A 21195-nucleotide genomic window follows, 5' to 3' on the forward strand; every position below is an offset into this window, starting at 1 on the left:
CCGGCCTCACAAGCTCTCGCTCTCGCTTTGTTCCTGCTGGCGGCTGGCGGCTGGAAGCTGACCGCTTTACCGCAGCCGCTCCCGAATCCAGTTCGCCAGCTCGCTGATATTGACGCGCTCTTGCCCCAGCGTGTCGCGGTCACGGACGGTCACGGTGTCGGTGAGAGCTGGGTCCTCGCCCTTGCCGATGGTGTCGAAGTCCACGGTCACGCAGTAGGGGGTGCCCACCTCGTCGTGGCGGCGGTAGGCCTTGCCGATGTTGCCGGAGTCCTCGTACAGCACCCGGCCCAGGCCCAGGCTCTGGAGCTTGGCCTTGATGGCTTTGGCAACGCTCGTGATTTCCTCGCGGTTGCGGGCGAGCGGAATCACGGCCACCTTGATGGGCGCGAGGTGGGGCTTCAGTTTCAGGACAATCCGCTCCGAGCCGTTTTCCAGCGTCTCCTTGGTATAGGCCTCGGCCAGCACGGCCAGCATCGCCCGGTCAACTCCGGCGGACGGCTCGATGACAAAGGGCACGACGGGCTTGTTCGTCTCCGGGTGCGGGATGGTCAGCTTGGCCACCGAGTCGTGGTTCTCGTCCACGCGGGCCTGAATGCCGAGTTCGGCCTGCGCTTTGGTGTGCGAGCCGAGGTCAAAGTCGGTGCGGTTGGCGATGCCCTCGATTTCCTCGAAGCCCAGGGTGGGGTAGTCGTACATCAGGTCGTAGGTGCGCTTGGAGTAGTGGGCGAGGTCCTCTTTGGGCACGTCCAGCACCTGGATTTTCTCGCGGGGCACCCCCTGGTCTTCCCACCACTTCAGGCGGCGCTCCAGCCAGTGCTCGTGCCACTGTTCGTCGGTGCCGGGCACGCAGAAGAACTCGATTTCCATCTGCTCCAGCTCGCGCACCCGGAAGATGAAGTTGCGCGGCGTAATCTCGTTGCGAAACGCCTTGCCAATCTGCGCGATGCCAAAGGGAAGGCGGCGGGAGGTCGAGTCCACCACGTTCTTAAAGTTGGTGAAGATGCCCTGCGCGGTTTCGGGCCGCAGGTAGCCGTAAGAGTCTTCATCGGCGATCGGACCGATGGTTGTCTTGAACATCATGTTAAAGGGGCGCGGCTCGGTCCAGTCGCCCACCTCGCCGGAGAAGGGGTCGCGCACCCCGGCATCCTTGAGCGCTTGCGACGCCTGCGCGGGGTTCGCGTTCAGGGCGGCCACGAGTTCCGCAAAGTTCGCGGCGTCCGTACCCATCAGCTCGGCCAGCTTGGCCTGCACGTCCGCCTTTTGGTCTTTGACGAGGTGGTCGAGGCGGTAGCGCTTGCCATTTTTCTTGTTGTCGACCATCGGGTCGGAGAAGGTGGCCTCGTGGCCAGAGTGCCGCAGCACCAGCCGGTGCATGATGATAGAAGCGTCGAGGCCCTCCATGTCATCGCGCTCATAAACATTGGTGCGCCACCAGGCGGCCTTGATGTTGTTCTTCAGCTCGACGCCAAGCGGGCCATAGTCATAAAATCCTTGCAAGCCGCCGTAAATCTCACTTCCCTGAAAGATGAAGCCGCGGCGCTTGCACAAAGAGACGAGTTCTTCCATCGAGGTTGCGGGCATAAAGGCTCCTTCGGAGGGTTTAAGAGTCAAAGGGTCTATGGAACGGCAGCATGGGTGTTCTTAAGCTCCAGGACCCTCGACCCTGAGACCCCCACAACGAAACGTCCCCAGACGGACGTTTCGCCGCCTGGGGACGCAGGGCTGTGCTGCGCGGTTCCACCCCAGTTCCCGCCACCGCGGTCTGCGGCCAGGGCGGGCACTTTTGCCGTGTTGTTCGCTCCCCGCCGCCCTTCGCGGGCCGCTGCCTGTCCGGCTCTCACCGTCCCGGACTCGCTCAGAGGCGCTCTTTCCCGCTACTCCTGCGGATCAACGCTGGGGCAAGTGTGGCGCAGGCGGGGCGAAGGGGTCAAGGGGGGGGAGGGAGGGTCAGTTGAGGTCCCGGCGGCTCCCGCCCTGCTCTTTGCCCTTTTCCTCGGCGCGGCGGCGCAGCTCGGAGGCGAGGTCAGAGAAGTCCTGCGGACTGGGGAGCACCCGGCGGCTTTGCGCCTTGGCTTCCTGAAAGACGCGCACCTGCTCCTGCCGGGAGGGGGGCAATCCGGCCCGCTTGCGCTCGAAGTACTGCTGGGCAAGCCGCCCCAGCGCGAAGGTCCAGCCGTACACGGCGGGCGCGGTGATAAGGCCGCCAATCACGGGGAGGGCCATCTTGGCAACCCCGCGCATGATTTGCCGGGCGACGAGGCCGTAGGCGACGGTGACCCCCAGCTCCTGCGCGATTTCGCGCGAGCGCTCTGGGGTGATGTCGAAGCCGTAAATCTTGCCGATGTGCAGCACCATCTTGGCCTGCAGGGGCGTAATCAGCAGGATGTCCGCAAAGGGCACCGGTTCGACCGCCACCGCCCCCGACAGCAGCGCCGCACTCTTGATAACCTCCTCGGCATTTTCCTCCTCGGAGAGGTCGGGGTCCACATCGAAGTTGAAGTTGTCGAGCACCTGCCGCACCAGGGGAAGCATGGGGGCAGTGTAGCGGGGGAAAGCGGGGAGCAGTCAGCTTTTGGCCGTCAGCCCTCGGCCATCAGCTCTAACACATTCGCTGAAGCGGGAGCATTCCGGGCTGAAAGCTGACCGCTTCTTACCTGCGCCAGCGCGGGCCATCCTTGGTGTCCTCTACGGTCACGCCGACGCGGGTGAGGGTATCGCGCAAGCGGTCGGCTTCGGCGTACTGCTTTTGCAGACGGTAGTTCTGCCGGGCCTCCAGCACGAGGTCCATCAGCGCGCTCACGACTTCGCGGTCGTCTGGCCCTGCGGTGCCGCCTTCCGCGAACAGCCCCAGCACGTTGCCGCCGAGCTGACGGTAGGCGTCGCGGGCGGCTTCCAGGGCCGGGCGGCCCACCTCGCCGCTCAGGGCTGCGTTCACGTCGGTCGTCAGGCCAAAAAGGGCCGCGACCGCACGGGGGGTGTTGAAGTCGTCGCGCATGGCCTGCTCGAACTCCTGAACGTGGGCGGCGACCTTTTCCCGCAGGGCCGGGTCATCGCGCTCCGGGGCAGTCGGCAAGCGGCGCTCGACCTCGTGCAGCGCTTCGGTGAGGCGGCGGTAGCCCCCCTGGGCGCTCTGGAAGGCTTCTTCCGAGAACTCGGTCACCGAGCGGTAGTGGCTCGACACCAGCAGGAAGCGCACCACCATCGGGTCATGCTGCGAGAGCACGTCCGCAATCGTCGTGAAGTTGCCCTTGCTCTTGGACATCTTCTCGCCGCCGATGGTAAGCATGTTGTTGTGCATCCAGTAACGGGCAAAGGCGTGCCCGGCGGCCTCCGCCTGCGCGATTTCGGCCTCGTGGTGCGGAAACTGGAGGTCTAGCCCACCGCCGTGGATGTCGAAGCCCTCGCCGAGGTATTTGAGGCTCATCGCGCTGCACTCGATGTGCCACCCCGGAAAGCCCACCCCCCAGGGCGAGTCCCAGCGCATCAGGTGGCCCGGCTCGGCCCGCTTCCACAGGGCAAAGTCACGGGGGTCGCGCTTTTCCTCGCGCACGGCTTCGCGCGTTCCTTCGGCCTGTTCGTCGAGCTTGCGGCCCGACAGCTTGCCGTACTCCGGCCAACTTCTCACGTCGAAGTAGACGCTGCCGTTCACCTCATAGGCGTGGCCGCGCGCTATCAGCTCCTCGATGAGCTTGATTTGCTCCGGAATGTGCCCGGTGGCGCGGGGGTTGATGCTGGGCTTGAGGACATTGAGGGCGTCCATGTCGCGCACGAAAGACCAGAAGTACTTGTCGGCCACCTCCATCGGTTCGAGGCGCTCCAGCCGGGCGCGGGCTTGGAGTTTGTCCTCGCCTTCGTCGGCGTCGCCCTGCAGGTGGCCCACATCGGTCACGTTGGTCACGTAGCGCACCTGGTACCCGAAGTGCAGGAGGGTCCGGCGAATCACGTCAAAGGCGACTTCCTTTTTCGCGTGGCCCAGGTGCGCGTCTGAATACACGGTGGGGCCGCACAGGTACATGCCCACCCGGCCCGGCGTGCTCGGCACGAAGCGGACCTTACGGCCTTGCAGGGTGTCGTACAAGAAAATATCGGGGTCAGGGGTGCGTGCGCTCATCGGAACTCCTGGGAACGAGAGAAACCAGCAAAAAGGCCGCGCCGACTCCGCCAGGGGCAGGGGGCGCGGCAGGGGACGTGTCGCTCAAGCCGCGGGGGAGAGACAACACGGGAACATGGGACCACTGTAGCAGACGGGGGGCACCCTCACCCGGCCCCGCACTCGGCGCAGGCACCGGGTGAACCTTTGTTTCTCTGGGGGGACAGGCGACCTCCTTCCGTATCATGCCGGATGTGATTTCGCCCCCCAAGCCGCCCACCGCTTTCGAATACGCCTGGCGCAGTCCCTGGGTTCGCCTGCTGGTCTTTGGGCTGGCCTTTTATCTCCTCTACCGCCTGCTGGGAGAGGTCCGCACCATCGTCTGGAACGTGCTCATCGCCTTTTTGATTGCTTATCTCGCCAATCCGCTGCTGACCTGGCTGGAGCGCGGGCGGGTGTCGCGGGGGCTGGGGGTCTTTTTCGTGCTGCTGTTGTTCGTGGCGATTTTCGCCCTGGCGGGGGCGCTGCTCGTGACCGTTTCGGCGCAGCTGATTGACCTGCTGGCCCGCTTGCCGGACCAAATCGGGCAACTGGGGGCGGTGCTCGACCGCCTGTTCGGATGGTTGGGGGACCGGGGCATCGGCAACCTCGCGGATGCCCGTGAGCGCATCACGGAAGCGGTGCAAACCTACGTCGAGAACATCGGGGACAACCTGATTCCCATCCTGCAAAATGCCCTGAACTCGACCGGGACGGTCTTTCGGCAGCTCGTCTCTCTCGGCGGCATCGTCGGGCAAATCATCATCATTCTGCTGCTCAGTGTCTACCTGATGCTGGACTACAGCCGGGTGAATGCCTCGCTGCTGCGGGCCTTTCCGCGCCCCTGGCAGCCGCGGGTGCTGGAGCTGAGCGGGTTGGTCGGCACGGCGGTGGGGGGCTACGTGCGCGGCCAACTCGTGATTGCCACCTTCATCGGGGTGTTCGTGTGGCTGGGCCTGACCCTGCTGGGGATTCCCAGCGCCGCCGCCATCGGCTTTTTGGCCGGGGCCTTTAACATCGTGCCCTACCTCGGCCCGGTGATTGGGGCCACGCCCGCGCTGCTGCTCGCGCTGCCGCTGGGCTGGGTCAAGATGCTGCTCGTCGTCGTCGTATTCGTTCTCGCCAACCAAATCGAGAGCAACGTCCTCAGCCCCTATGTCCTGGGCCGCACCACCGACCTGCATCCGGTGACCGTGCTCGTGGCTATCCTGGTGGGTGCTTCTCTGATGGGCTTCAGCGGCGCTCTGCTCGCCGTACCCCTCGTCGCGCTTGGCAAGCTGCTGCTGGACAAGTACTACTATCCGAGCCGGGTGTATACGGAGGGGCCGTAGGGGGCGTGTGGCCCGTGGCTGGTGGCTTGTAGAGGGTGGAGGAAGGGGGGAGACGTTCCGCGCGTCTCCCCCCTTCTCTTTTCTCCACAGGCTACGGGCCACACGCTACAAGCCCCCCTCCAACAACTCCACCTGCCGCCCGTCCGGGTCGAGCACAAAGGCCATGTCGCGCCCGCCGGGGCTGGGCTGGAGGTCGCGGGTGACCGTCACCCCGGCAGCCCGCAACTCTGGCAGCAGCGAGCGGAGGCCGGGGACGTGCAGGGCGACGTGTTCGGCCCAGTGCCCGTGCGGGGTCGGCACCTCGCCCGGAATCTCGAAAAACTGGAGGCGGCCTTCCCCCAGCCGCAGCACGCCCCGGCGAAAGCCCTCAGCGGTGGTCAGGTTCTTCTCGACCGCGCCGCCCAGCCGCTCGTAAAAGGCGAGGGTGGCCGCGAGGTCCCGCGTCAGGAAGGAAACGTGCTTGAGCATCGGAACAGAGGCTAGCGCGTACCCTGGCCCCATGCCCCCGCCCCCCTGGACCCTCACCGGACGCGGAGTCGTCGCGCTGACGCCCCGCGGCGTGCTGATGCTGGTGCGCTACGCGACCTCCCCGGTCGGCCCCTACGACGAGCTGCTGTGGGCTGCTCCCTCCCGCACCCCCGCCGGGTGGCGGCCCCAGGTGCGCTCCATCGTGGTGAGCACCCGCGAAAGCGTCGTGTGGGGGCGGCGCAACTGGGGGATTCCCAAGCGCCTGGCCCGCTTTGCCTGGGTGGGTGGCGAGCGGGCCGTAGAGGTGCGGGTGACTGCCTCGGACGGCACGGAGGTCGCCCGCCTGGGGTACGAGGTTGGCTCCTGGCGGGTGCCCGTCACCACCAGCCTTCTGCCCTCGCCCCTGCGAACCCTCGCGCAACCGGGGCTGGACGGCGCGGGCGGTTGGCTGCTGACCACGCTGGAGGCCACCGGGCACGTCACCCCGGCTCGGCTGGCGGTGGGTCACCTGCGGGGGCTGCTGCCCGCGCCGCCGCACGCCCACCCGCTCCTGGCCGTGGGTGTGCCGGAGTTCCGGCTGCGGTTTCCGGCTCCTGACCGGAGAGCCACAGGCACAAAAAAGCCGCCTTTTCGGGCGGTGATAGAAAAAGGATAGCGCGGGATACGGTATGCGTCAACCGCATCCAAGCGCCCTGGTCGGCGCTTCCCTTCCCCTCCGCCTGACCGCCCGTTCGGGGTGCATTGTCCCTCCGGCGGGGTGGAATAGTAGGCCCCATGGAGTACCGCAAGCTGCTGGGTACCGACCTCACCGTCAGTGCGGTGGGCTTCGGGGTGTGGACCGTGGGAACGACCTGGTGGGGGGTCAAAGACGAGGAGATGGCCGCCTCGCTCTTGCGCCGCGCCTATGACCTCGGAGTCACCTTTTTTGACAACGCCGACACCTACGCGTCGGGCCGCGCCGAGGAGATTCAGCGCCGGGCGCTGGGGGACGTGCGTGACCGCATCGTCATCGGCACGAAGTTCGGCTACGACATCTACAACCACCCCGAACGTCCGGGGCAGCAGGAGCGCCCGCACGACTGGACGCCCGCGTATCTCCGCCGGGCGCTGGAAGGCAGCCTCAAGCGGCTGGGCACCGACTACATCGACTACTACCAGCTCCACAACTGCCGCCTCGACGCGATTCGCCGCGACGACCTGTGGGCCGAGCTGGAGAAGCTGAGGGTCGAAGGCCTGATTCGCGCTTACGGCACCGCGCTGGGTCCGGCCCTCAACGAGCGGCAGATTGAGGAGGGCATCGCGTCCATCCGCGAGCGCCGCGCCCCCACCCAAATCATCTACAACCTGCTCGAACAGGTGCTCGGCGAGCAGATTTTGCCCGTCGCGGAGGCTGAGGGCGTGGGCGTGATGGCCCGCGTGCCGCACGCCTCCGGGCTGCTGGAGGGGTACATGACCCTCGACACCCAGTTTGAACCCGGCGACCACCGCAACTGGCGCATGACGACGAACGCCCGCCGCAAGGCCTGGATGGAAGACGGCCTGAACAAGGTCGCGCAGCTCCAGGAGGAAGTCGTCGAGGGTCGGGGCCGCACGATTGGGCAGCTCGCCCTTCAGTTCGCGCTGCGGTCGCCCGCGATGGCGAGCGTGCTGCCCAACATCTACGACGAGAAGGGCCTAGAGGAATACGTGCAGACCTTTGCCGCCGCGCCCCTGACGGACGCCGAGTACGACCGCATCCAGACCCTCTACCGCGAGAACTTCGGCCTGACCCACGACCTGCGCGGTCAGGAGGTCGTGCAATGAGTGGCGAGCGGCCCGCCGCCAGCGACCAGGTGCCCGCCGCAGCGGGAGGCCGTCCCGGTGGCCGCCCGAAGATGATGGTGGACCTCGACCCCAGCGGGCAGGTCACGGGGCGAGCGCCCGACCGCGAGCAGCGCCAGTTCCTGAACTACGCCTTTTACAAGCTCGACCCCGCCTTCCGCCGCCTCCCCGAAGCCGAGCGCGAGGAGATGAAGGCCGAGTTTCTCGCCGCCGCGGGGGGCTGGGTCACGGACGCGCCCGCCGAGGCAGGCCACATCCAGCGCACCTATTCGCTCGTTGGCGTGCGCGGGGACGTGGACTTCATGCTGTGGCGCATCGCCTTTGACGTGCGCGACTTTCAAGAAGCGCAGGCCCGCCTCAACCGCACCCGGCTGATGGGCTACCTCACCCAGCCCTATCACTTCATCTCCATGAACAAGCGCAGCCAGTACGTCAACCGCATCGAGGGCAGCGGGCACGGGCTGGAAATCCTGCCGGGGCAGGGCAAGTTCCTGTTTATCTACCCCTTCGTCAAGACGCGGGCCTGGTACGACCTCACCCCGCACTCGCGCCAGGGCATGATGGACGAGCACATCTATGCGTCCGGCCCCTTCAAGGGCGTTCGCATCAACACGAGTTACTCCTACGGCATCGACGACCAGGAGTTCGTGGTGTCCTTTGACTCGGACTACCCGCAGGAGTTCGTGGACCTCGTGCACCGGCTGCGCTACACCGAGGCGAGCAACTACACCCTTCAGGACACGCCGATGTTCACCTGCGTGAAAAAGGAGTTGAGCGAGGTGCTCGCGGACCTGGGCTGAGGCTCAGGCGGGCAGCGGGGGGGCAGGGGGCGCGGGTGTGCGGCCCCCTGCCTCAGCGTTTGGGGAAGAGAGCGGCCCCCACCCCGTATCCCAGCACCGGCGGCAGGGCGCACAGCAGGATGGAGACTTCCAGCGGCACCCCGCTCAGTAGCCCGGTCCCGAACCCGAACAGCCCCAGCGTCACCGCCAGTCCCAGGCACAGGCCCCAGAAGGCGGCGAGGCGGGGCTGCACGATGCCGTCGCGGGCGGCCCGCCCCCGCAGCACGGGCAGCACGACGAGGGTGGGGGAGAGGGAGACCGCGAGTTGCCCGGCAGAGGTCACGAAGACAGCCACCAGCAGGCCGGGCAGCCCCGCCTCGCTCACCAGCCCGGCTTCTCCCAGCCGCACAAAGGGCTGCGCCGCCACCACCAGCGCGGCCAGCGCCGGAGCGAGCAGCGGCCACAGCCAGGGCGTGAGCGGGGGCCGGGGCCGGGCGTCCTCCAGCGCGGCGGGGGAGGGGGGCAGGCCGCGCCGACGTTCGGCCAGCCGCCCCAGCCCCGCTCCCAAGAGAAAGGCCGGGCCGAGGGGAAACATCCAGCCCAGCATCCCGTACATTCCCATCCCGATATTCGCGTCCCGGTTGACCTCCGGGTGCAGTAGGGCGACGCTGGCCCACACCGACGCGAGCGCCGCCCCGACCCCTCCCCAGGCCGCCGCCACGGAATGCCGCCGCCCCAGCCCCAGCGCGAGGGCCGCCATCACGCCGACCGGGGCGAGCAGCAGGGGTGCGGAACTCGCCAGGCTCCACCACTGCGGCCCCTCCAGTGAGACGGCGCGGAGCACCCCCGCGACGACCCCCAGCCCCGCGAGGCCCAGCATCCACAGGGGCAGGGGCAGGTCGGGTGCCCGCCTCATCCCTCCTCCAACTTCGCCAGCCCGTGCCGCAGCGCGTACAGGGCGGCCTGGGTGCGGCTTTCCAGGCCCAGCTTGCTCAGGAGGCGGCTCACGTGCGTCTTCACGGTCGCCTCGGTGACCTTCTGGTCGGCGGCGATGTCGCGGTTGGAGTAGCCCCGCGCGATGAGTTGCAGCACGATGACCTCCTTGGGGGTCAGGCTCTCGCGCATCTCCGGCGAGCGGAAGTCCCGGACCAGCCGCCGGGCCGCTTCGGGGTGCAGCCGCACCTCGCCCCGTGCGGCGGCGTGGATGGCTTCGGCGAGCGTGTCGGAGGAAGCGTCCTTGAGCAGGTAGCTCGTCGCCCCGGCGTCAATCGCGCCGTTGACCTTGTGTTCCTCCAGGGTGCTTGTCAGGGCGATCACCTCCGTATCGGGCAGGGTGCGCCGCAGGGCGCGGGTGGCCTGGAGGCCGTCCATCACGGGCATCATCAGGTCCATCACGACCACGTCGGGGCGCAGGCGCTCGGCTTCGGCGAGGGCTTCTTCGCCGTTGGCGGCCTCGCCCACCACCTCGATGAGGGGGTCGAGGCCCAGAAAGAGCCGCAGCCCCTGCCGAACGACGGCGTGGTCGTCGACCAGCAGGACGCGGACGGGGCGGGGGTCGGTCATGGGATGTCTCCTTCTTCGGGCAGGCGGCGGACGAGGCGCAAGCGGGGCGCTTCGACCCGCAGGTCGAGGTCGGGGTCGGTCAGGGCGGCGGGGTCGGTGGCGGCCACGTTCCCCCGCCGCAGCAGGTCGCCGGGCGGGTCGAGCCACTCGCCCCCCACCAGCCGCACGCGGGCGGAGGTGTCGGGCGGGAGGCTGAGGCGCACCTCGCCGGAGGTCGTCCGCAGCGTGAGGGTGCCCGCCGCCCCATCGGGCAGCCGCAGGGCGAGGTCGCCGGAGGTCGAGGTGACGGTCCCGGCCTCCCCCCGCGGCAGCTCGCCCGTCACGTCGCCGCTCTGCGTGCTGACGGTCAGCCGCCTCGCCCGCGCCTCCCCCAGCCGCAGGGTGACCGGGCCGCTGCCGGTGCTCACGCTCAGGGTGGGTGCTCGCCATGCGGCGGGGGCGCGGAGGGTGACCGCCCCGCTCGCCGTCGCCAGGGTGAGGGGGCCACTCTCCAGCGCGGGCAGGGTCGCGGTGAGGGCACCGGAGTGGGTGCGGGCGGTCAGCTCGCGCACCTGCAGGGCGTGCAGGTCCAGCCGCAGCTCGCCGCTCGCGGTCCCCGCCTCCAGGCGCAGGGGCACCCCCCGCGAGAGCTGCACGTCGAGGCGGTGCGGGACCGGGTGGGGGTTCAGGTTCACGACCCCCTCGCCCAGCGGGGCCACGTTCAGCCGCACGCTCACCCGCAGTCGCCCGCCCTCCCGCGAGGTCTGCACCCGCAGGGGGTTGCGCTCGCGGTGGGTGGCCCGCCCGGTCAGCGCCTCCCGCCCCGGCCACGGCAACCCCGCCACCCCCAGGGCGGTGCGGTCGCCCGCGAGCTGCACGCCAAGCGCCGTGGCCCCCGCCAGCGGCACCGAGAGCGGCGTCTCGCGCACGTTCAGGCCGGGGGCAGGCGTGACCCGCCAGCCCGCCCAGGTCAGCGCCCCCCCCGCCGCGACCAGCCCCAGCCCCAGCGCGATGCGGGCGAGCACCGGGCTGAGGGGCCGCGCCGGGGGGCGGGTGGGGGTGCTCACGCTCCCGCCTCCGTCGCCTCCGGGGGGGCAGTGGGCAGGGTCAGGGTGACGGTCGTGCCCGCGCCGGGCCTGCTGTGCACCCTCAGCTCGCCCCCCGCCTCCCGCGCCCGCTCGCGCATGGAGCGCTGGCCCAGGGTGCCGCCGGGGGGAGCGGCGGGGTCAAAGCCGCGCCCGTCGTCGCGCACCGTGAGCCGCACCGCGTTCCCTTCCTCCCGCAGCGAGAGCCGCACCTCGCGGGCGCGGGCGTGCTTGACGACGTTGTGCAGGGCTTCTTGCGCGACCCGGTAGGCGGCGGCCTGGGCGTGCGGGGTGAGGGCGGGTTCCTGAGGCATCTCCGTATGGACGGTCAGGCCGTGCCGCGCTTCCAGGGCGTGCGCGGTCAGCGCGAGGGCCGCGACCAACCCGCCTTCCTCCAGGGCGTCGGGGCGCAGGCTAAAGAGGAGGGCCTTCATCTCGGAGACGCCCCCTTCGGCGAGCCGGATGGTGTAGTCCAGGCTCTCGCGGGCGCGGGCGGGGTCGCGCTCCAGGGTGGCGAGGGCGGTCTTGGCCCCCAGGGTGATGCCGTAGAGGGCCTGCGCCACGCTGTCGTGCAGCTCGCGGGCCAGCCGCGCCCGCTCCAGTTCGCCGCCGCGCTCGCCCGCCCGCCGGATGAGTTCGGCGGCGTGCAGGGCCGTGCCCGCGTGGTCCGCGATGGAGAGCAAAAAGGCGAGTTCGTCCGCGCCGGGGCGGGTGCCGGGGGCGTAGGTGGCCCGCAGCGTTCCCCCGTCTTGCCCGCCCGCCACCACCGGCAGGGTGGCCAGCGTGCCCCCGCCGGGCAGGGGCCGCACGTCCGCTCCGCCGGGCGGGGGCAGCGGGCCAGGGCCGTGCAGGGCGGGGTCATCCGGGCCGCTCCGGGTTCGCAGGGTACCGTCGGGGGCCGTTAGCGCCACCGCTGCCGCCGTACTCGCCGCCCGCGCCTGCCCCGCGAGGTCGGCCAGGGTCGCGCCCAGGTCGTCCCCCAGCGCCACCCGCCCGGCGGCCCGGCGCAGCGCCACGACCTCCCGCCGAGCACTCGCCCCGTCGGGCGGCACCGAGAGCAGCGCAAAGGCCAGCCACGCCCACACCCGCCCCAGCAGGTTAAGCACCCCGCCCGTCACCAGGAGGCCCCCCGCCCCCGCGAGCACCAGCCCCGCCACGCCGGGAGCCGCGAGGGTCACCTCTCCGCCCCCCCAGCTCACCGGGAGGGGACCCGCCGCCCACCACGGGGCCGTCAGCCCCAGCACCGAGGCCGTCAGCAGCACCCCCAGCACCGCCCAGCACAGCGCCGCGAGCGGCAGTTGCAGGAGGTGAAACATCAGCGCCCGGTAGGTCGCCCCGTCTGCGAGGGTGGCCCGCAGCCAGCCCGCCGCCCCGCCTGCCGGGGGAGGCGGCGCGGGGGCGAAGTGCAGCCCCAGCAGCCGCGCCAGCCCCCGCTGCACCTCCGCCAGCCCCGGCACCAGCCACAGGGTCCCCAGCAGCAGCCCGGCCCCCACGAGAAGGGGCAGCGTCACCACCCCGGCGAGCACGCCCCCCAGCAGCAGCCCGGCCCCCAGCGCTCCCAACGGCAGCGCGAGCGCCACATACAGCGCGGTGCGGTAGGTCTGCGCGTCCCGCAGGTCGGCCAGGGGGCCGGGCGGGGCGGGGGGCCAGGCGGCGCGGGTCATCCGCCTCATCATGCCCCCAGGCTAGGGGGTGGGGGAGGGGGGAAGCGTCCGCCCAAAGGGGGAGGGGAAGAGGTCAGCGCCGCACGGGCAAGGGCGGCAGCGCCCGCTCCTCCACCCAGCGCCGCACTGCGCCTTCTGCCCCCGCGCCCGCCCGCTCGCGCACGAAGGCGAGGAAAGCCGGGGTGCTCACCGTGCCCGGCCCCGCCGAGAAGCGGGTCACGTAGGCCCGCAGGAAGTCGCGGAAGGCGGCGTCCCCGATCTCGGCCCGCAGCGCGTGGAAGGTGAGCGCCCCGCGCTGGTAGGTCGTGAGGTCGAACAGCTCTCCGGTCCGGGTCGCCGCGAGGGGCCGGGTGCCCGCGCGGGTCAGGTTGGCGTGCCAGCGGGCGGCGTAGGCCTGCCCGTCCCCGCCGAGGTGCTCGGTCCACAGCAGCTCGGCGTAGGCGGCCAGCGCCTCCGAGAGCCACACGTCGGGCCACTGGGCGGGCGTGACCGCGTTGCCGAACCACTGGTGGGCGAGTTCGTGGACGGCCACCCGCTCGGTGCTCATGTTCAGCGGCAGAGTGGACAGGGTCGCCGTCTCCAGCGCGGGCAGCCGGGGGGTGACCACCGCCACCCCGTAGGCCGCAAAGGGGTACGGCCCGAACCACTCCGCGAGGACCCGCAGCGCCTCGTCGGTGCGCCCGAAGGCTTCCCGCACCGTGCCGGGCGTCTCCGGCGGGAAGTAGTCGCGCCGCGCCACCGCCCGCCCCCCCACGCCGACGGGCACGGCGGCCCCGTCTACCCGCTCGAAGCGGTCCACGAAGACCCCCAGCGCATAGGTCGGGATGGGTTCGCGCTGCGTGAAGGTGAAGGTGCTCGTCCCCCCCGCGTCCACCCTTCCGGCCTCCACCCCACTCGCCGCTGCGACGTACCCGCGCGGCACGGTCACCCGCGTCGTGAAGGTCGCCTTGTCGGAGGGGTGGTCGTTCGACGGCAGGAAGGTGTGCGTGCCGTTCGGCTCGCTCAGGAGGAAGGTCGTCCCCGCTCGCCCGTCCCCGGCGGGGACTGCCTGCCAGCCCAGCAAGAGCGGCGTGGGAAAGTCGGGGTCCGCCCGCTCGCCGGGCGTGCCCGCGTACTCCACCGTCAGCCGAGCCGCCGTGCCGGGCCGCAGCGGGGCGGGGGGCGTGACCGTGAGCTTGGCGGCCCGCTCGTCCACCCGGAAGGGCACCGCCCGGTCATTCCAGCGCACCGCCGTCACCCCCGGCCCCAGGAAGTCCAGCCGCACCTGCGCGAGGGGCCGCGTGCTCGCCAGCGTCAGCGTGACCACCCCGCGCACCGCTCGCGTGCCCGGCTCGCTGACGGTAAGGTGCAGGTCATAGTGCCGCACGTCCAGCCCCGCCTGCCCCAGCCCCGGAAAGAGGGGGTCGCGCAGCGTCTCGGTGAGGGCGGCGGGGGCACGCGGCGCGGGCTGCGCGGGCACCGGGGTCGCCGTGAGCAGCCCCAGCGCGAGCAGGGCGAGGAGGAAGGAAAAAGGGCGGCGCATGGCCCAGGCTAGAGCCTGCGGGGGAGGGGCAGGGGTGGCGGGGGTTGCAGAAGCCCGCCCTCTGAGTGGGGTGCTGGCCGCTGGCCGCCGGAAGCTGGCGGCTAAATCGGGTAGTACGCCCGCGCTTCTCCCCTCAGGAAGTCGCGGGTGGGCACCCAGACGAGCGGATTGCGCTCCTCGCACTCTGGGGGCGGGCCGTAACGGATGAGCGCCTCCACCTGCGCGAAGGGGACCCACTTGACGCCCACAACTTCCGGGTCGGTGGGGTCGAGGTCGCCGTGGTAGGCGGCAGTAAAGCGGGCAAAGTTGGCGTAGCACTCGTGGCGGGTGCCGCGCAGCATCTCGCCTTCGAGCAGGCTGACAAAGCGCAGGTCGGTGACCGTGAGGCCCGTCTCGACCGCCACCTGCCGCACGGCGGCGTCCGCGAGGCTCTCGCCGGGAAGCGCCTTGCCACCGGGCAGGCCGTAAAAAATGCTGCCGTCGTCCATGCGCTCTTCGACGAGCAGCAGCTCCTCACCCCGCACCAGGTAGACATGCGCGGCGCGTTTGATGGGCAGGGTGCGCGACAGGTGGCTCATTGGAAAAGAGTGTAGCAACCTGCGGCCAGCTTCCAGCAGCCAGCGGTGAGGGGTCAGTGCTCCGCCGTCAGCAGGGCCAGCACGTCGGCGGGGAGGCGAGCGGGGCGGTAGGTTTTGTCGGTGGCGATGTGGCGGGTTTCGCCCGTCGCCAGCAGGGTCTCCTGGTGCCGCAACTCGTAGCGAAAGGTCAGCGTCCGCGACCGCACTTCACCCACCCGCGTCAGCAGGGTGAGTTCCTCGTCGTAGCGGGCAGCGCGGCGGTATTCCACGTTCAGGCCGGAGAGCATCAGGTAGTACCCCCGCGCCTCGACCTCGGCGTAGGGCAGCCCCAGCGCCCGCATCAGGTCGCTGCGGCCCACCTCGAACCACACCGGGTAGGTGGCGTGGTGGGCCACCCCCATCGCGTCCGTCTCGGCGTAGCGCACCCGGATGACGGTGCGGGTTTCAAAGGGGGCGCTCACCGCCGCCCCTTTGCCGCGTCGTAGAACTCCAGTTGGGGGGTGCGGCGCATCCGGACCTGCGCGGCGACCTCGCGCTGGAGGTGCCCCCGCGCCCGGCCCAGGGCCTCCAGCAGCTCAGGCATGTCGGCCCCCATCGCGCTGACATACACGCGGGCGAGGCCGTAGTCAGGGGTCACGGTCACCCGCTCGACCGTCACGATGAGGGGCACGCGGGGGTCACGCAGCTCCGCGATGGCGGACGACAGGACGCGGGTGAGCTGGGCCTGCACCTGGGCGGGCTTCATGGATGCACCTGGAGGGAAAAGAAAAGCGCGGACATGGGGGCATGGTAAGGGCTGCTCACCGGGCATACCGCCGCCCCCCGTACCCGGTAAACACCCCGATGCCGTAGGACACGCTGCGCACACTCTCCAGCACCGCCGCGCCGTTCCAGGCCAGCCCCGCGCTGCTGCCGCCGTCGAGCAGCAGGGCGTCCCTCACCCCCAAGCGGGCCATCACCCGGCCCATCTCGGTGGTCGTCAGCCGGGCGTGGGTCGTCACGAACACCAGGTCGCGGTTGCTCACCAGCCCCACCGCGCTGCGGGCCGCCCGCCCGAAAAGGGCCGGGTCCCGAAAGGCGCTGGAGTACTGCCGGGTGACCTGTCCATCCTTCAGGATGCGCGGCCCCGCCGCCACTACCGTTTCCATGCCGCGCCAGGCGACCTTCTCGCCGTCTGCCCGCACCGCCCGGATGGTCGCTCGGTTGTCAGGAGTGATGGCGAGGCCCGCCGGGATGCGCCCCAGGGCCACCAAGCGCCCCTGCACCACCAGGTCGCCCGCCGGGATATACGACTGCGGATGAAAGTAACTCCCGTTGATGACCGCCTTCGCCCCGCTGAGGCGCGAGAGGGTGCTCACCCGCGCTCCCCGCCCGATGCCCCCCGGCGGCAGCACCGGCGTGACGAGCACGTCGCGCCAGCGCAGGTCCACGTTCACGACCCGCACGGGGATGTTCAGGGGCGTGAGGTGCTTGACGCTCACGGGCTTGCCCAGCGGCTTCGGCGGAATGGGCACCGGGACCCGCTGCGGCACGAGCACCCGCTGACCGGGGTAAAGGCGGCGGCGGTTCAGGTTGTTGAGCGCGAGGAGGTTCTTTTCAGTCGTGCGGTAACGCTTGGCCAGGGTGCCCAGGGTCTCGCCGGGCTGAGCGGCCACATAGCTGTGAATGAGGCGCACTTCGGTCGCTGGGCGCGGCGGGGTGGGGCGAGCGGCCCCCGGCGGCGGCCAGCTGCGGCTGCCGCGGGGGGGCACCCGCAGCTTCTGGCCGGGGCGAATCAGGCTTCCGCTCAGGCCGTTCGCTCCCCGCAGCGCCGCGACGCTCACCCCCGCTCGCTCGGCGATGGCGCTGAGGGTATCGCCGCGGCGCACGGTGTAGGGGGCCAGCCCGCCGGACGCGGGGGGAGCCGCCGCCCCGCCCCGCAGCCGCAGCACCTGCCCCGGACGGATGAGGTTGCCCTTCAACCCGTTGAGAGAGCGCAACTGCTCCACACTCACCCCGGTGCGCCGCGAGAGGTCATACAGGGTATCGCCGGGCCGCACGGTCACCGTGGCGGAGGCCGCGAACGCGGGCGGGAGAGAGGTCAGCGCGAGGAGGAGTAGAACACCGGACACGAGAGACGCACGCTGGACCATCCCCCCCAGGGGAGCACGCGGACGCGGGCGCGGGGATGAGAGGGGCTGACGCGAACTTGGCCCACGTCCGGCCCAAACCGGGAGGGCCGCAGGGGAAGTCCCCCTACGGCCCTCCCGGTTTGGCAGCGTCCCGCCTACCCGTCCAGCGGTTTGCCCAGCGCCTTGGGAGCGGCGCTGCGGCCCGTAAAGGCCAGCGCGACGATGGTGATGAGGTAGGGCAGCGCCCCCACCAGCGTGGGCGGCAGCAGGTTGGTGCCCCCCAGGGTGATGGAGAGCGCTTGCAGGAAGCCGAACAGCACGGTCGCCCCCAGCACGCCCAGCGGCTTCCACTGCCCGAAGATGAGCGCGGCCAGCGAGATAAAGCCCAGGCCCGCGCTGATGTTGCGGACATAGGAGTCGAGGTTCCCAATGCTCAGGAACACGCCCGCCGTCCCTGCCAGAATGCCCGACAGAATCACGCCGCTGTAGCGCATCCGCCGCACGTTGACGCCCATGCTCGCCGCCGCGCCGGGGTGTTCGCCCGTCGCCCGCAGCCGCAGGCCGTAGGGGGTGCGGTACAGCACGTACCAGGTCACCAAGACCGCCAGCAGCGCGAAGAAGACGGGCGGGCTAAAGCGCAGCTCGCCAAAGCCCCACAGCGGCAGGGCGTTCTGCACTTTGGGGCTTTCGGTCGAGCTGCCGTACAGCGCGGTCAGGATGACGGCGGGCACCCCCGCCGCGAGCAGGTTGATGGCGGTGCCGGAAATCACCTGGTCGGCCCGGTACTTGATGGAGACGACCGCGTGCACCCAGGCAATCAAGCCGCCCACGACGGCCCCGGCGAGCCAGCCCAGCCAGGGGGCGAGTGCGCCCAGCGACGGCTCCAGCGCCAGGGTCGTCACCGCGCCTGCGAGCGCCCCGAAGATAATCAGGCCGTCGAGCGCGATGTTCACCACGCCGCTGCGCTCGGAAAAGAGGCCGCCCAGCCCGGTCAGCAGCAGCGGCACCACGCTGCGGATGAAGGTGGCCAGGAAAGCCGTGGTCAAGAGTTGTGCGAAGAGACTTTCCATCAGCTTTCCCCCTGGGTCACTTCTTTGTTGGTCTCACTGGCGACCGTCACGTTGGGGTTGGGCGTGGCCCGCTCCTGCGCGGCCACCGAGGGCGTCAGGCCCACGACCGCCGGAACCGCGTTGCCCCCGCCGCCCGTGGCCCCCGCGAGCTGGGGTGGCGGCGGGTCAGTCACCCGGCGGCTGAGGAAGCCCCCCGCCGCGATAAACAGCACGATGAGGGCCTTGAGGACGACCACGATGTCGCGGCTGATGTTTTCCAGCCGCTGCACGCCCACGCTGCCGGTGTCGATGGTGCCAAAGAGCAGGCTGGCCGCCATCACGCCCGCCGGGGTGTTCTGGCCCATCAGGGCCACCGCGATGCCGTCAAAGCCCACGCTGACGGGCATGTTGGCCTTGAGGCGGTACTCATCGAGCGCCCCGCCGTTGACGTAGTGGGTCCCGGCCAGCCCCGCGAACATGCCCGCCAGGGTCATCGCCAGGATGGTGCCGCGGGCCACGCTGATGCCGCCGTACTCCGCCGCGCGGGGCGAGAGGCCCACCGCCCGCAGCGCGTACCCGGTCGCCGTGCGCCACATCAGCACCCCGAACAGGCCCACGCACGCCAGCGCAATCAGGAAGCTCGCGTTGAGCTGGCTGCCAATCACGGTGACCGGAATCCCGACCCGCCAAGTCAGCACCGCCGCGAGCAGCGCCGCCCCCAACGCCAGCCAGCCGCCGCGGGGCGTGCGCCGCAGCGCGAGGCGAGCTGCCGCATAGACCAGCAGCGCGGCGAGGGGGGCCACCGTCAGGGCCGTCGTGCCCTGGGCACCCACATTGAAGAGGTTCAGCAGGGTGGGCAGCCGCGCCCCTTCCTGCAACTCCTGGCTGGCGGGTTCAAAGCCCTCCGCCTTGAAGGGCAGGCTGTACTCGCGCCCCAGGAAGGTAAAGGTGTTCGACCCAATCAGGAAGATGAAAATCGCCGAGGCGACGTAGTTCAGCATGATGGTGTTGATGACTTCAGAGGACCCGAAACGGGCCTTGAGCACGCCCGGAATCGCCCCCCACAGCGCTCCGCCCAGCGCCGCCGCGAGCACCGAGAGCGGCAGCAAGCCCCAGCCCAGCGAGGCCGGGCCGTACACGCCCACCAGCATCGCCAGGATGGCCCCCATCGTGAGCTGCCCCGGTGCCCCGATGTTAAAGAGGCCCGTGCGGAAAGCAAAGGCCACCGACAGCCCGGTAAAAATCAGTGGGGTCGCCAGCTTGAGGCTCTCCAGCAAGGGGTTGAGCGCCGTTACGGGGGCGAAGAGGGTCGAATACACGAAGTACACCAGGTCGCTCTTGGCCAGCCAGCCTGTCCAGGGGGTCAGCGGGGTGCCCGAAGCGTTCACGGCGGGCTGTACGACCAAGACGACCACCGCGCCCACCAGCACCGCGAGCGAAATGGCGACGGCGGGCACCAGCAGTCCCCGCAAGCGGTTGAATCTCTCCCACCACGCCGGAAAACGGCTCAGGCCCGCTCCCGCCGTCATCAGGCCGCCCAGCACGGTCAGGAAGAGGGCCAGGTTCATCCCTCCACTCTCGTAAAAGGAACGCAGTTGACGCTTGAAGCCGGGGCGCAGGGTGGTGTCGGCGGCGATGCGGGCGGTCTGCTCATTCAGGCCCAGCCCCAGCGTGACGACGGCGGCGATGCCCAGCATGGCCGTCAGCAGCCCCGTCAGCCACACCCAGGGGGCGCGGCGCAGCGCTCCGACCACACTCGCGACCGCGAGGGCCAGGGCCGCCCACCCCAGCGCGAGGACGGTTCCGGTCGGCGGCAGGGGCGCGTCGGGGTTGGCACTGAGGTTGATGACGGTGCCGCTGAGGTGCAACAGGACCGGGTCAGCGTCAAAGCCGCGCCCCAGGGTGGCCAGGGGAAACAGCAGCAGCCCGGCGGCGGCGGCGGCGCTCGCCGTCAGCGCGATTCGCGCCGCTGCTGGCGAGAGGCGAGAGTCAGGAAGGTGCGTCACCCCAGCATTGTAAGCGGGCCTGAATGACCTTCACATGAATGGCTCAGGTCCCCCCACCTGCTATCCTCGCGGGCGGTATGGAACGCACCTTTGCCATGATTAAGCCTGACGGCGTGCGCCGCGGCCTGACCCCGCAGATTCTCGCCCGCATTCAGAACAAGGGGTACCGCATCGTGGGCCTCAAGCAGATGATGATTTCCCGCGAGACCGCCGAAGCCCACTACGGCGAGCACCGCGAGCGCCCCTTTTTCGGTGAACTCGTCGACTTCATCACGGGCGGCCCGGTCGTCGCCATCGCTTTGGAAGGCGAAAACGTCATCTCCGGCTGGCGGGCGATGATGGGCGCGACCAACCCCGCGAACGCCGCCCCCGGCACCATCCGCGCCGACTTCGCCACCACCACCGGCGAAAACGTCACCCACGGCAGCGACTCGCCGGAAAGCGCCGAGCGCGAGCTGGGGCTGTTTTTTGGCGAGGGCGAACTGCTGAAGTAAGGCGGCCAGCTTCCAGCGCCCAGCAACACAGGCCCCGGCTTCGGCTGGGGTTTTCTCTTTTCCCTCTCCCCTGGTGGGAGAGGGCGTTGCGAAGCAACGGGTGAGGGGGCGGCTGGTCGCTGGCCGCTACCGAAACGCCGGCAACACCTCCGGCTGAACCTGTGCTGCGTATCCCCGTGTCACTACCTGTAGGGTGCCGCTGGGTTGTTCCAGAATCACGGTGTCGGCGAGGCGGCTGCCGGGTGGGGGGCGCAGGCCTTCTGCTCCGGTCGCCGTGCGCACCTGCCGCGCCCCCTTGCCCGCGAGGTCGGCGGCGCTGAACTGCGGGGCTTCGAGGTCCAGCCGCCAGGTGAGGGGCCGGGCGTTGCCGTCGTAGCGCACGGTCACCCGCCGGGCGGGGAGGGGCGGCTGCTTTTCCCAGACCGTCTCGCGCAGGCCTCCGCTCACCTTCTCGCCCCGGCGGTCGCCCTGGCGGTCGTAGGTGCCGTTTCCGGTAAACAGCACCTGGGCGGTGAGGTCCTCGGCTTGCCCCCCGGCGCGGGGACCGCAGCCCACCAGCGTCAGGAGGGCGAGAAAGGGAAGGGCGGTGAGGCGGCGGGGCATGGCTCCCAGGGTA

21 protein-coding genes are annotated in these 21195 nt (G+C 70.3%); 5 read left to right on the forward strand and 16 right to left on the reverse strand.

From position 1 onward, the window contains the following. Window positions 1-66: 66 nt before the first annotated feature. The 3 genes from H565_RS0101775 to cysS form a co-directional block, all read right to left on the reverse strand. Window positions 67-1581, reverse strand: a complete 1515-nt coding sequence (locus H565_RS0101775) for a glycine--tRNA ligase (protein ID WP_027459528.1) — start codon at window positions 1579-1581, stop codon at window positions 67-69. Between the two features lie 366 nt (window positions 1582-1947). After that, window positions 1948-2532, reverse strand: coding sequence for a YcjF family protein (locus H565_RS0101780; RefSeq protein WP_027459529.1), 585 nt, complete (start codon window positions 2530-2532; stop codon window positions 1948-1950). A 118-nt stretch (window positions 2533-2650) separates the two neighbouring features. Continuing rightward, window positions 2651-4111, reverse strand: coding sequence for a cysteine--tRNA ligase (gene cysS, locus H565_RS0101785; RefSeq protein ID WP_027459530.1), 1461 nt, complete (start codon window positions 4109-4111; stop codon window positions 2651-2653). Window positions 4112-4344: 233 nt separating this feature from the next. Here cysS and H565_RS0101790 point away from each other — a divergent pair, with 233 nt between their 5' ends. Continuing rightward, entirely contained in the window at window positions 4345-5460 is a 1116-nt protein-coding gene (locus H565_RS0101790) for an AI-2E family transporter (RefSeq protein ID WP_027459531.1), read from the forward strand. A gap of 105 nt (window positions 5461-5565) precedes the next feature. On the opposite strand, the gene H565_RS0101795 is transcribed toward H565_RS0101790, so the two are convergent. Beyond that, entirely contained in the window at window positions 5566-5928 is a 363-nt protein-coding gene (locus H565_RS0101795; protein WP_027459532.1) for a VOC family protein, read from the reverse strand. Between the two features lie 31 nt (window positions 5929-5959). On the opposite strand from H565_RS0101795, the gene H565_RS15595 reads away from it, so the two are divergent. From H565_RS15595 to H565_RS0101810, 3 genes are all read left to right on the forward strand, one after another. Beyond that, entirely contained in the window at window positions 5960-6583 is a 624-nt protein-coding gene (locus H565_RS15595; protein ID WP_157468845.1) for an acetoacetate decarboxylase family protein, read from the forward strand. A gap of 119 nt (window positions 6584-6702) precedes the next feature. Then, window positions 6703-7731, forward strand: a complete 1029-nt coding sequence (locus tag H565_RS0101805) for an aldo/keto reductase (protein WP_027459533.1) — start codon at window positions 6703-6705, stop codon at window positions 7729-7731. Window positions 7732-7802: 71 nt separating this feature from the next. Continuing rightward, window positions 7803-8549 (forward strand): chlorite dismutase family protein, encoded by a 747-nt coding sequence (locus H565_RS0101810; protein ID WP_027459534.1) that lies wholly within the window; start codon window positions 7803-7805, stop codon window positions 8547-8549. 52 nt (window positions 8550-8601) lie between these two features. Here the strand turns inward: H565_RS0101810 and H565_RS0101815 are convergent, their stop codons facing one another. From H565_RS0101815 to H565_RS0101865, 11 genes are all read right to left on the reverse strand, one after another. Beyond that, complete coding sequence (locus tag H565_RS0101815) at window positions 8602-9444, reverse strand: hypothetical protein (protein WP_027459535.1); 843 nt, start codon at window positions 9442-9444, stop codon at window positions 8602-8604. Continuing rightward, window positions 9441-10091, reverse strand: coding sequence for a response regulator (locus tag H565_RS0101820; RefSeq protein ID WP_027459536.1), 651 nt, complete (start codon window positions 10089-10091; stop codon window positions 9441-9443). Before H565_RS0101820 ends, H565_RS0101815 begins: the two co-directional genes overlap by 4 nt. Then, complete coding sequence (locus H565_RS0101825; RefSeq protein ID WP_027459537.1) at window positions 10088-11137, reverse strand: DUF4097 family beta strand repeat-containing protein; 1050 nt, start codon at window positions 11135-11137, stop codon at window positions 10088-10090. Before H565_RS0101825 ends, H565_RS0101820 begins: the two co-directional genes overlap by 4 nt. Then, the gene (locus tag H565_RS0101830; RefSeq protein ID WP_027459538.1) at window positions 11134-12831 is read right to left on the reverse strand and encodes a sensor histidine kinase; all 1698 of its coding nucleotides are present in this window, start codon (window positions 12829-12831) and stop codon (window positions 11134-11136) included. Before H565_RS0101830 ends, H565_RS0101825 begins: the two co-directional genes overlap by 4 nt. Before the next feature lie 61 nt (window positions 12832-12892). Then, window positions 12893-14341 carry a M1 family metallopeptidase gene (locus tag H565_RS0101835; RefSeq protein ID WP_034408031.1) on the reverse strand — a complete coding sequence of 483 codons (1449 nt, stop codon included), beginning with the start codon at window positions 14339-14341 and terminating at the stop codon, window positions 12893-12895. 101 nt (window positions 14342-14442) lie between these two features. Then, the gene (locus H565_RS0101840; protein WP_027459540.1) at window positions 14443-14919 is read right to left on the reverse strand and encodes an NUDIX hydrolase; all 477 of its coding nucleotides are present in this window, start codon (window positions 14917-14919) and stop codon (window positions 14443-14445) included. Window positions 14920-14972: 53 nt separating this feature from the next. Next, window positions 14973-15380, reverse strand: a complete 408-nt coding sequence (locus tag H565_RS0101845) for an acyl-CoA thioesterase (RefSeq protein WP_027459541.1) — start codon at window positions 15378-15380, stop codon at window positions 14973-14975. Further along, window positions 15377-15664 carry a ribosome-binding factor A gene (locus H565_RS0101850; RefSeq protein WP_027459542.1) on the reverse strand — a complete coding sequence of 96 codons (288 nt, stop codon included), beginning with the start codon at window positions 15662-15664 and terminating at the stop codon, window positions 15377-15379. The genes H565_RS0101845 and H565_RS0101850 overlap by 4 nt, the downstream gene beginning before the upstream one ends. Window positions 15665-15719: 55 nt before the next feature. Beyond that, complete coding sequence (locus tag H565_RS0101855; RefSeq protein ID WP_027459543.1) at window positions 15720-17051, reverse strand: phosphodiester glycosidase family protein; 1332 nt, start codon at window positions 17049-17051, stop codon at window positions 15720-15722. 134 nt (window positions 17052-17185) lie between these two features. Further along, the gene (locus tag H565_RS0101860; RefSeq protein ID WP_027459544.1) at window positions 17186-18100 is read right to left on the reverse strand and encodes an ABC transporter permease; all 915 of its coding nucleotides are present in this window, start codon (window positions 18098-18100) and stop codon (window positions 17186-17188) included. Next, window positions 18100-20085, reverse strand: coding sequence for an ABC transporter permease (locus tag H565_RS0101865; protein ID WP_027459545.1), 1986 nt, complete (start codon window positions 20083-20085; stop codon window positions 18100-18102). Before H565_RS0101865 ends, H565_RS0101860 begins: the two co-directional genes overlap by 1 nt. Before the next feature lie 77 nt (window positions 20086-20162). On the opposite strand from H565_RS0101865, the gene ndk reads away from it, so the two are divergent. Beyond that, the gene (gene ndk / locus H565_RS0101870; RefSeq protein WP_027459546.1) at window positions 20163-20579 is read left to right on the forward strand and encodes a nucleoside-diphosphate kinase; all 417 of its coding nucleotides are present in this window, start codon (window positions 20163-20165) and stop codon (window positions 20577-20579) included. A 126-nt stretch (window positions 20580-20705) separates the two neighbouring features. On the opposite strand, the gene H565_RS0101875 is transcribed toward ndk, so the two are convergent. Further along, complete coding sequence (locus H565_RS0101875) at window positions 20706-21182, reverse strand: hypothetical protein (RefSeq protein WP_027459547.1); 477 nt, start codon at window positions 21180-21182, stop codon at window positions 20706-20708. Between the last annotated feature and the right edge of the window lie 13 nt (window positions 21183-21195).

Source organism: Deinococcus murrayi DSM 11303, from assembly GCF_000482805.1.
Lineage (GTDB): Bacteria > Deinococcota > Deinococci > Deinococcales > Deinococcaceae > Deinococcus > Deinococcus murrayi.

Excerpts from the sequence above, each read along its gene's own strand:
- ndk (WP_027459546.1), top strand. The coding sequence starts at position 20,163 with ATGGAACGCACCTTTGCCATGATTAAGCCTGACGGCGTGCGCCGCGGC.
- H565_RS0101850 (WP_027459542.1), bottom strand. The coding sequence starts at position 15,664 with ATGAAGCCCGCCCAGGTGCAGGCCCAGCTCACCCGCGTCCTGTCGTCC.
- H565_RS0101820 (WP_027459536.1), bottom strand. The coding sequence starts at position 10,091 with ATGACCGACCCCCGCCCCGTCCGCGTCCTGCTGGTCGACGACCACGCC.
- H565_RS0101810 (WP_027459534.1), top strand. The coding sequence starts at position 7,803 with ATGATGGTGGACCTCGACCCCAGCGGGCAGGTCACGGGGCGAGCGCCC.
- H565_RS0101840 (WP_027459540.1), bottom strand. The coding sequence starts at position 14,919 with ATGAGCCACCTGTCGCGCACCCTGCCCATCAAACGCGCCGCGCATGTC.
- H565_RS0101775 (WP_027459528.1), bottom strand. The coding sequence starts at position 1,581 with ATGCCCGCAACCTCGATGGAAGAACTCGTCTCTTTGTGCAAGCGCCGC.
- H565_RS0101795 (WP_027459532.1), bottom strand. The coding sequence starts at position 5,928 with ATGCTCAAGCACGTTTCCTTCCTGACGCGGGACCTCGCGGCCACCCTC.
- cysS (WP_027459530.1), bottom strand. The coding sequence starts at position 4,111 with ATGAGCGCACGCACCCCTGACCCCGATATTTTCTTGTACGACACCCTG.
- H565_RS0101830 (WP_027459538.1), bottom strand. The coding sequence starts at position 12,831 with ATGATGAGGCGGATGACCCGCGCCGCCTGGCCCCCCGCCCCGCCCGGC.
- H565_RS0101835 (WP_034408031.1), bottom strand. The coding sequence starts at position 14,341 with ATGCGCCGCCCTTTTTCCTTCCTCCTCGCCCTGCTCGCGCTGGGGCTG.
- H565_RS0101815 (WP_027459535.1), bottom strand. The coding sequence starts at position 9,444 with ATGAGGCGGGCACCCGACCTGCCCCTGCCCCTGTGGATGCTGGGCCTC.
- H565_RS0101780 (WP_027459529.1), bottom strand. The coding sequence starts at position 2,532 with ATGCTTCCCCTGGTGCGGCAGGTGCTCGACAACTTCAACTTCGATGTG.
- H565_RS0101860 (WP_027459544.1), bottom strand. The coding sequence starts at position 18,100 with ATGGAAAGTCTCTTCGCACAACTCTTGACCACGGCTTTCCTGGCCACC.
- H565_RS0101855 (WP_027459543.1), bottom strand. The coding sequence starts at position 17,051 with ATGGTCCAGCGTGCGTCTCTCGTGTCCGGTGTTCTACTCCTCCTCGCG.
- H565_RS0101875 (WP_027459547.1), bottom strand. The coding sequence starts at position 21,182 with ATGCCCCGCCGCCTCACCGCCCTTCCCTTTCTCGCCCTCCTGACGCTG.
- H565_RS0101805 (WP_027459533.1), top strand. The coding sequence starts at position 6,703 with ATGGAGTACCGCAAGCTGCTGGGTACCGACCTCACCGTCAGTGCGGTG.
- H565_RS15595 (WP_157468845.1), top strand. The coding sequence starts at position 5,960 with ATGCCCCCGCCCCCCTGGACCCTCACCGGACGCGGAGTCGTCGCGCTG.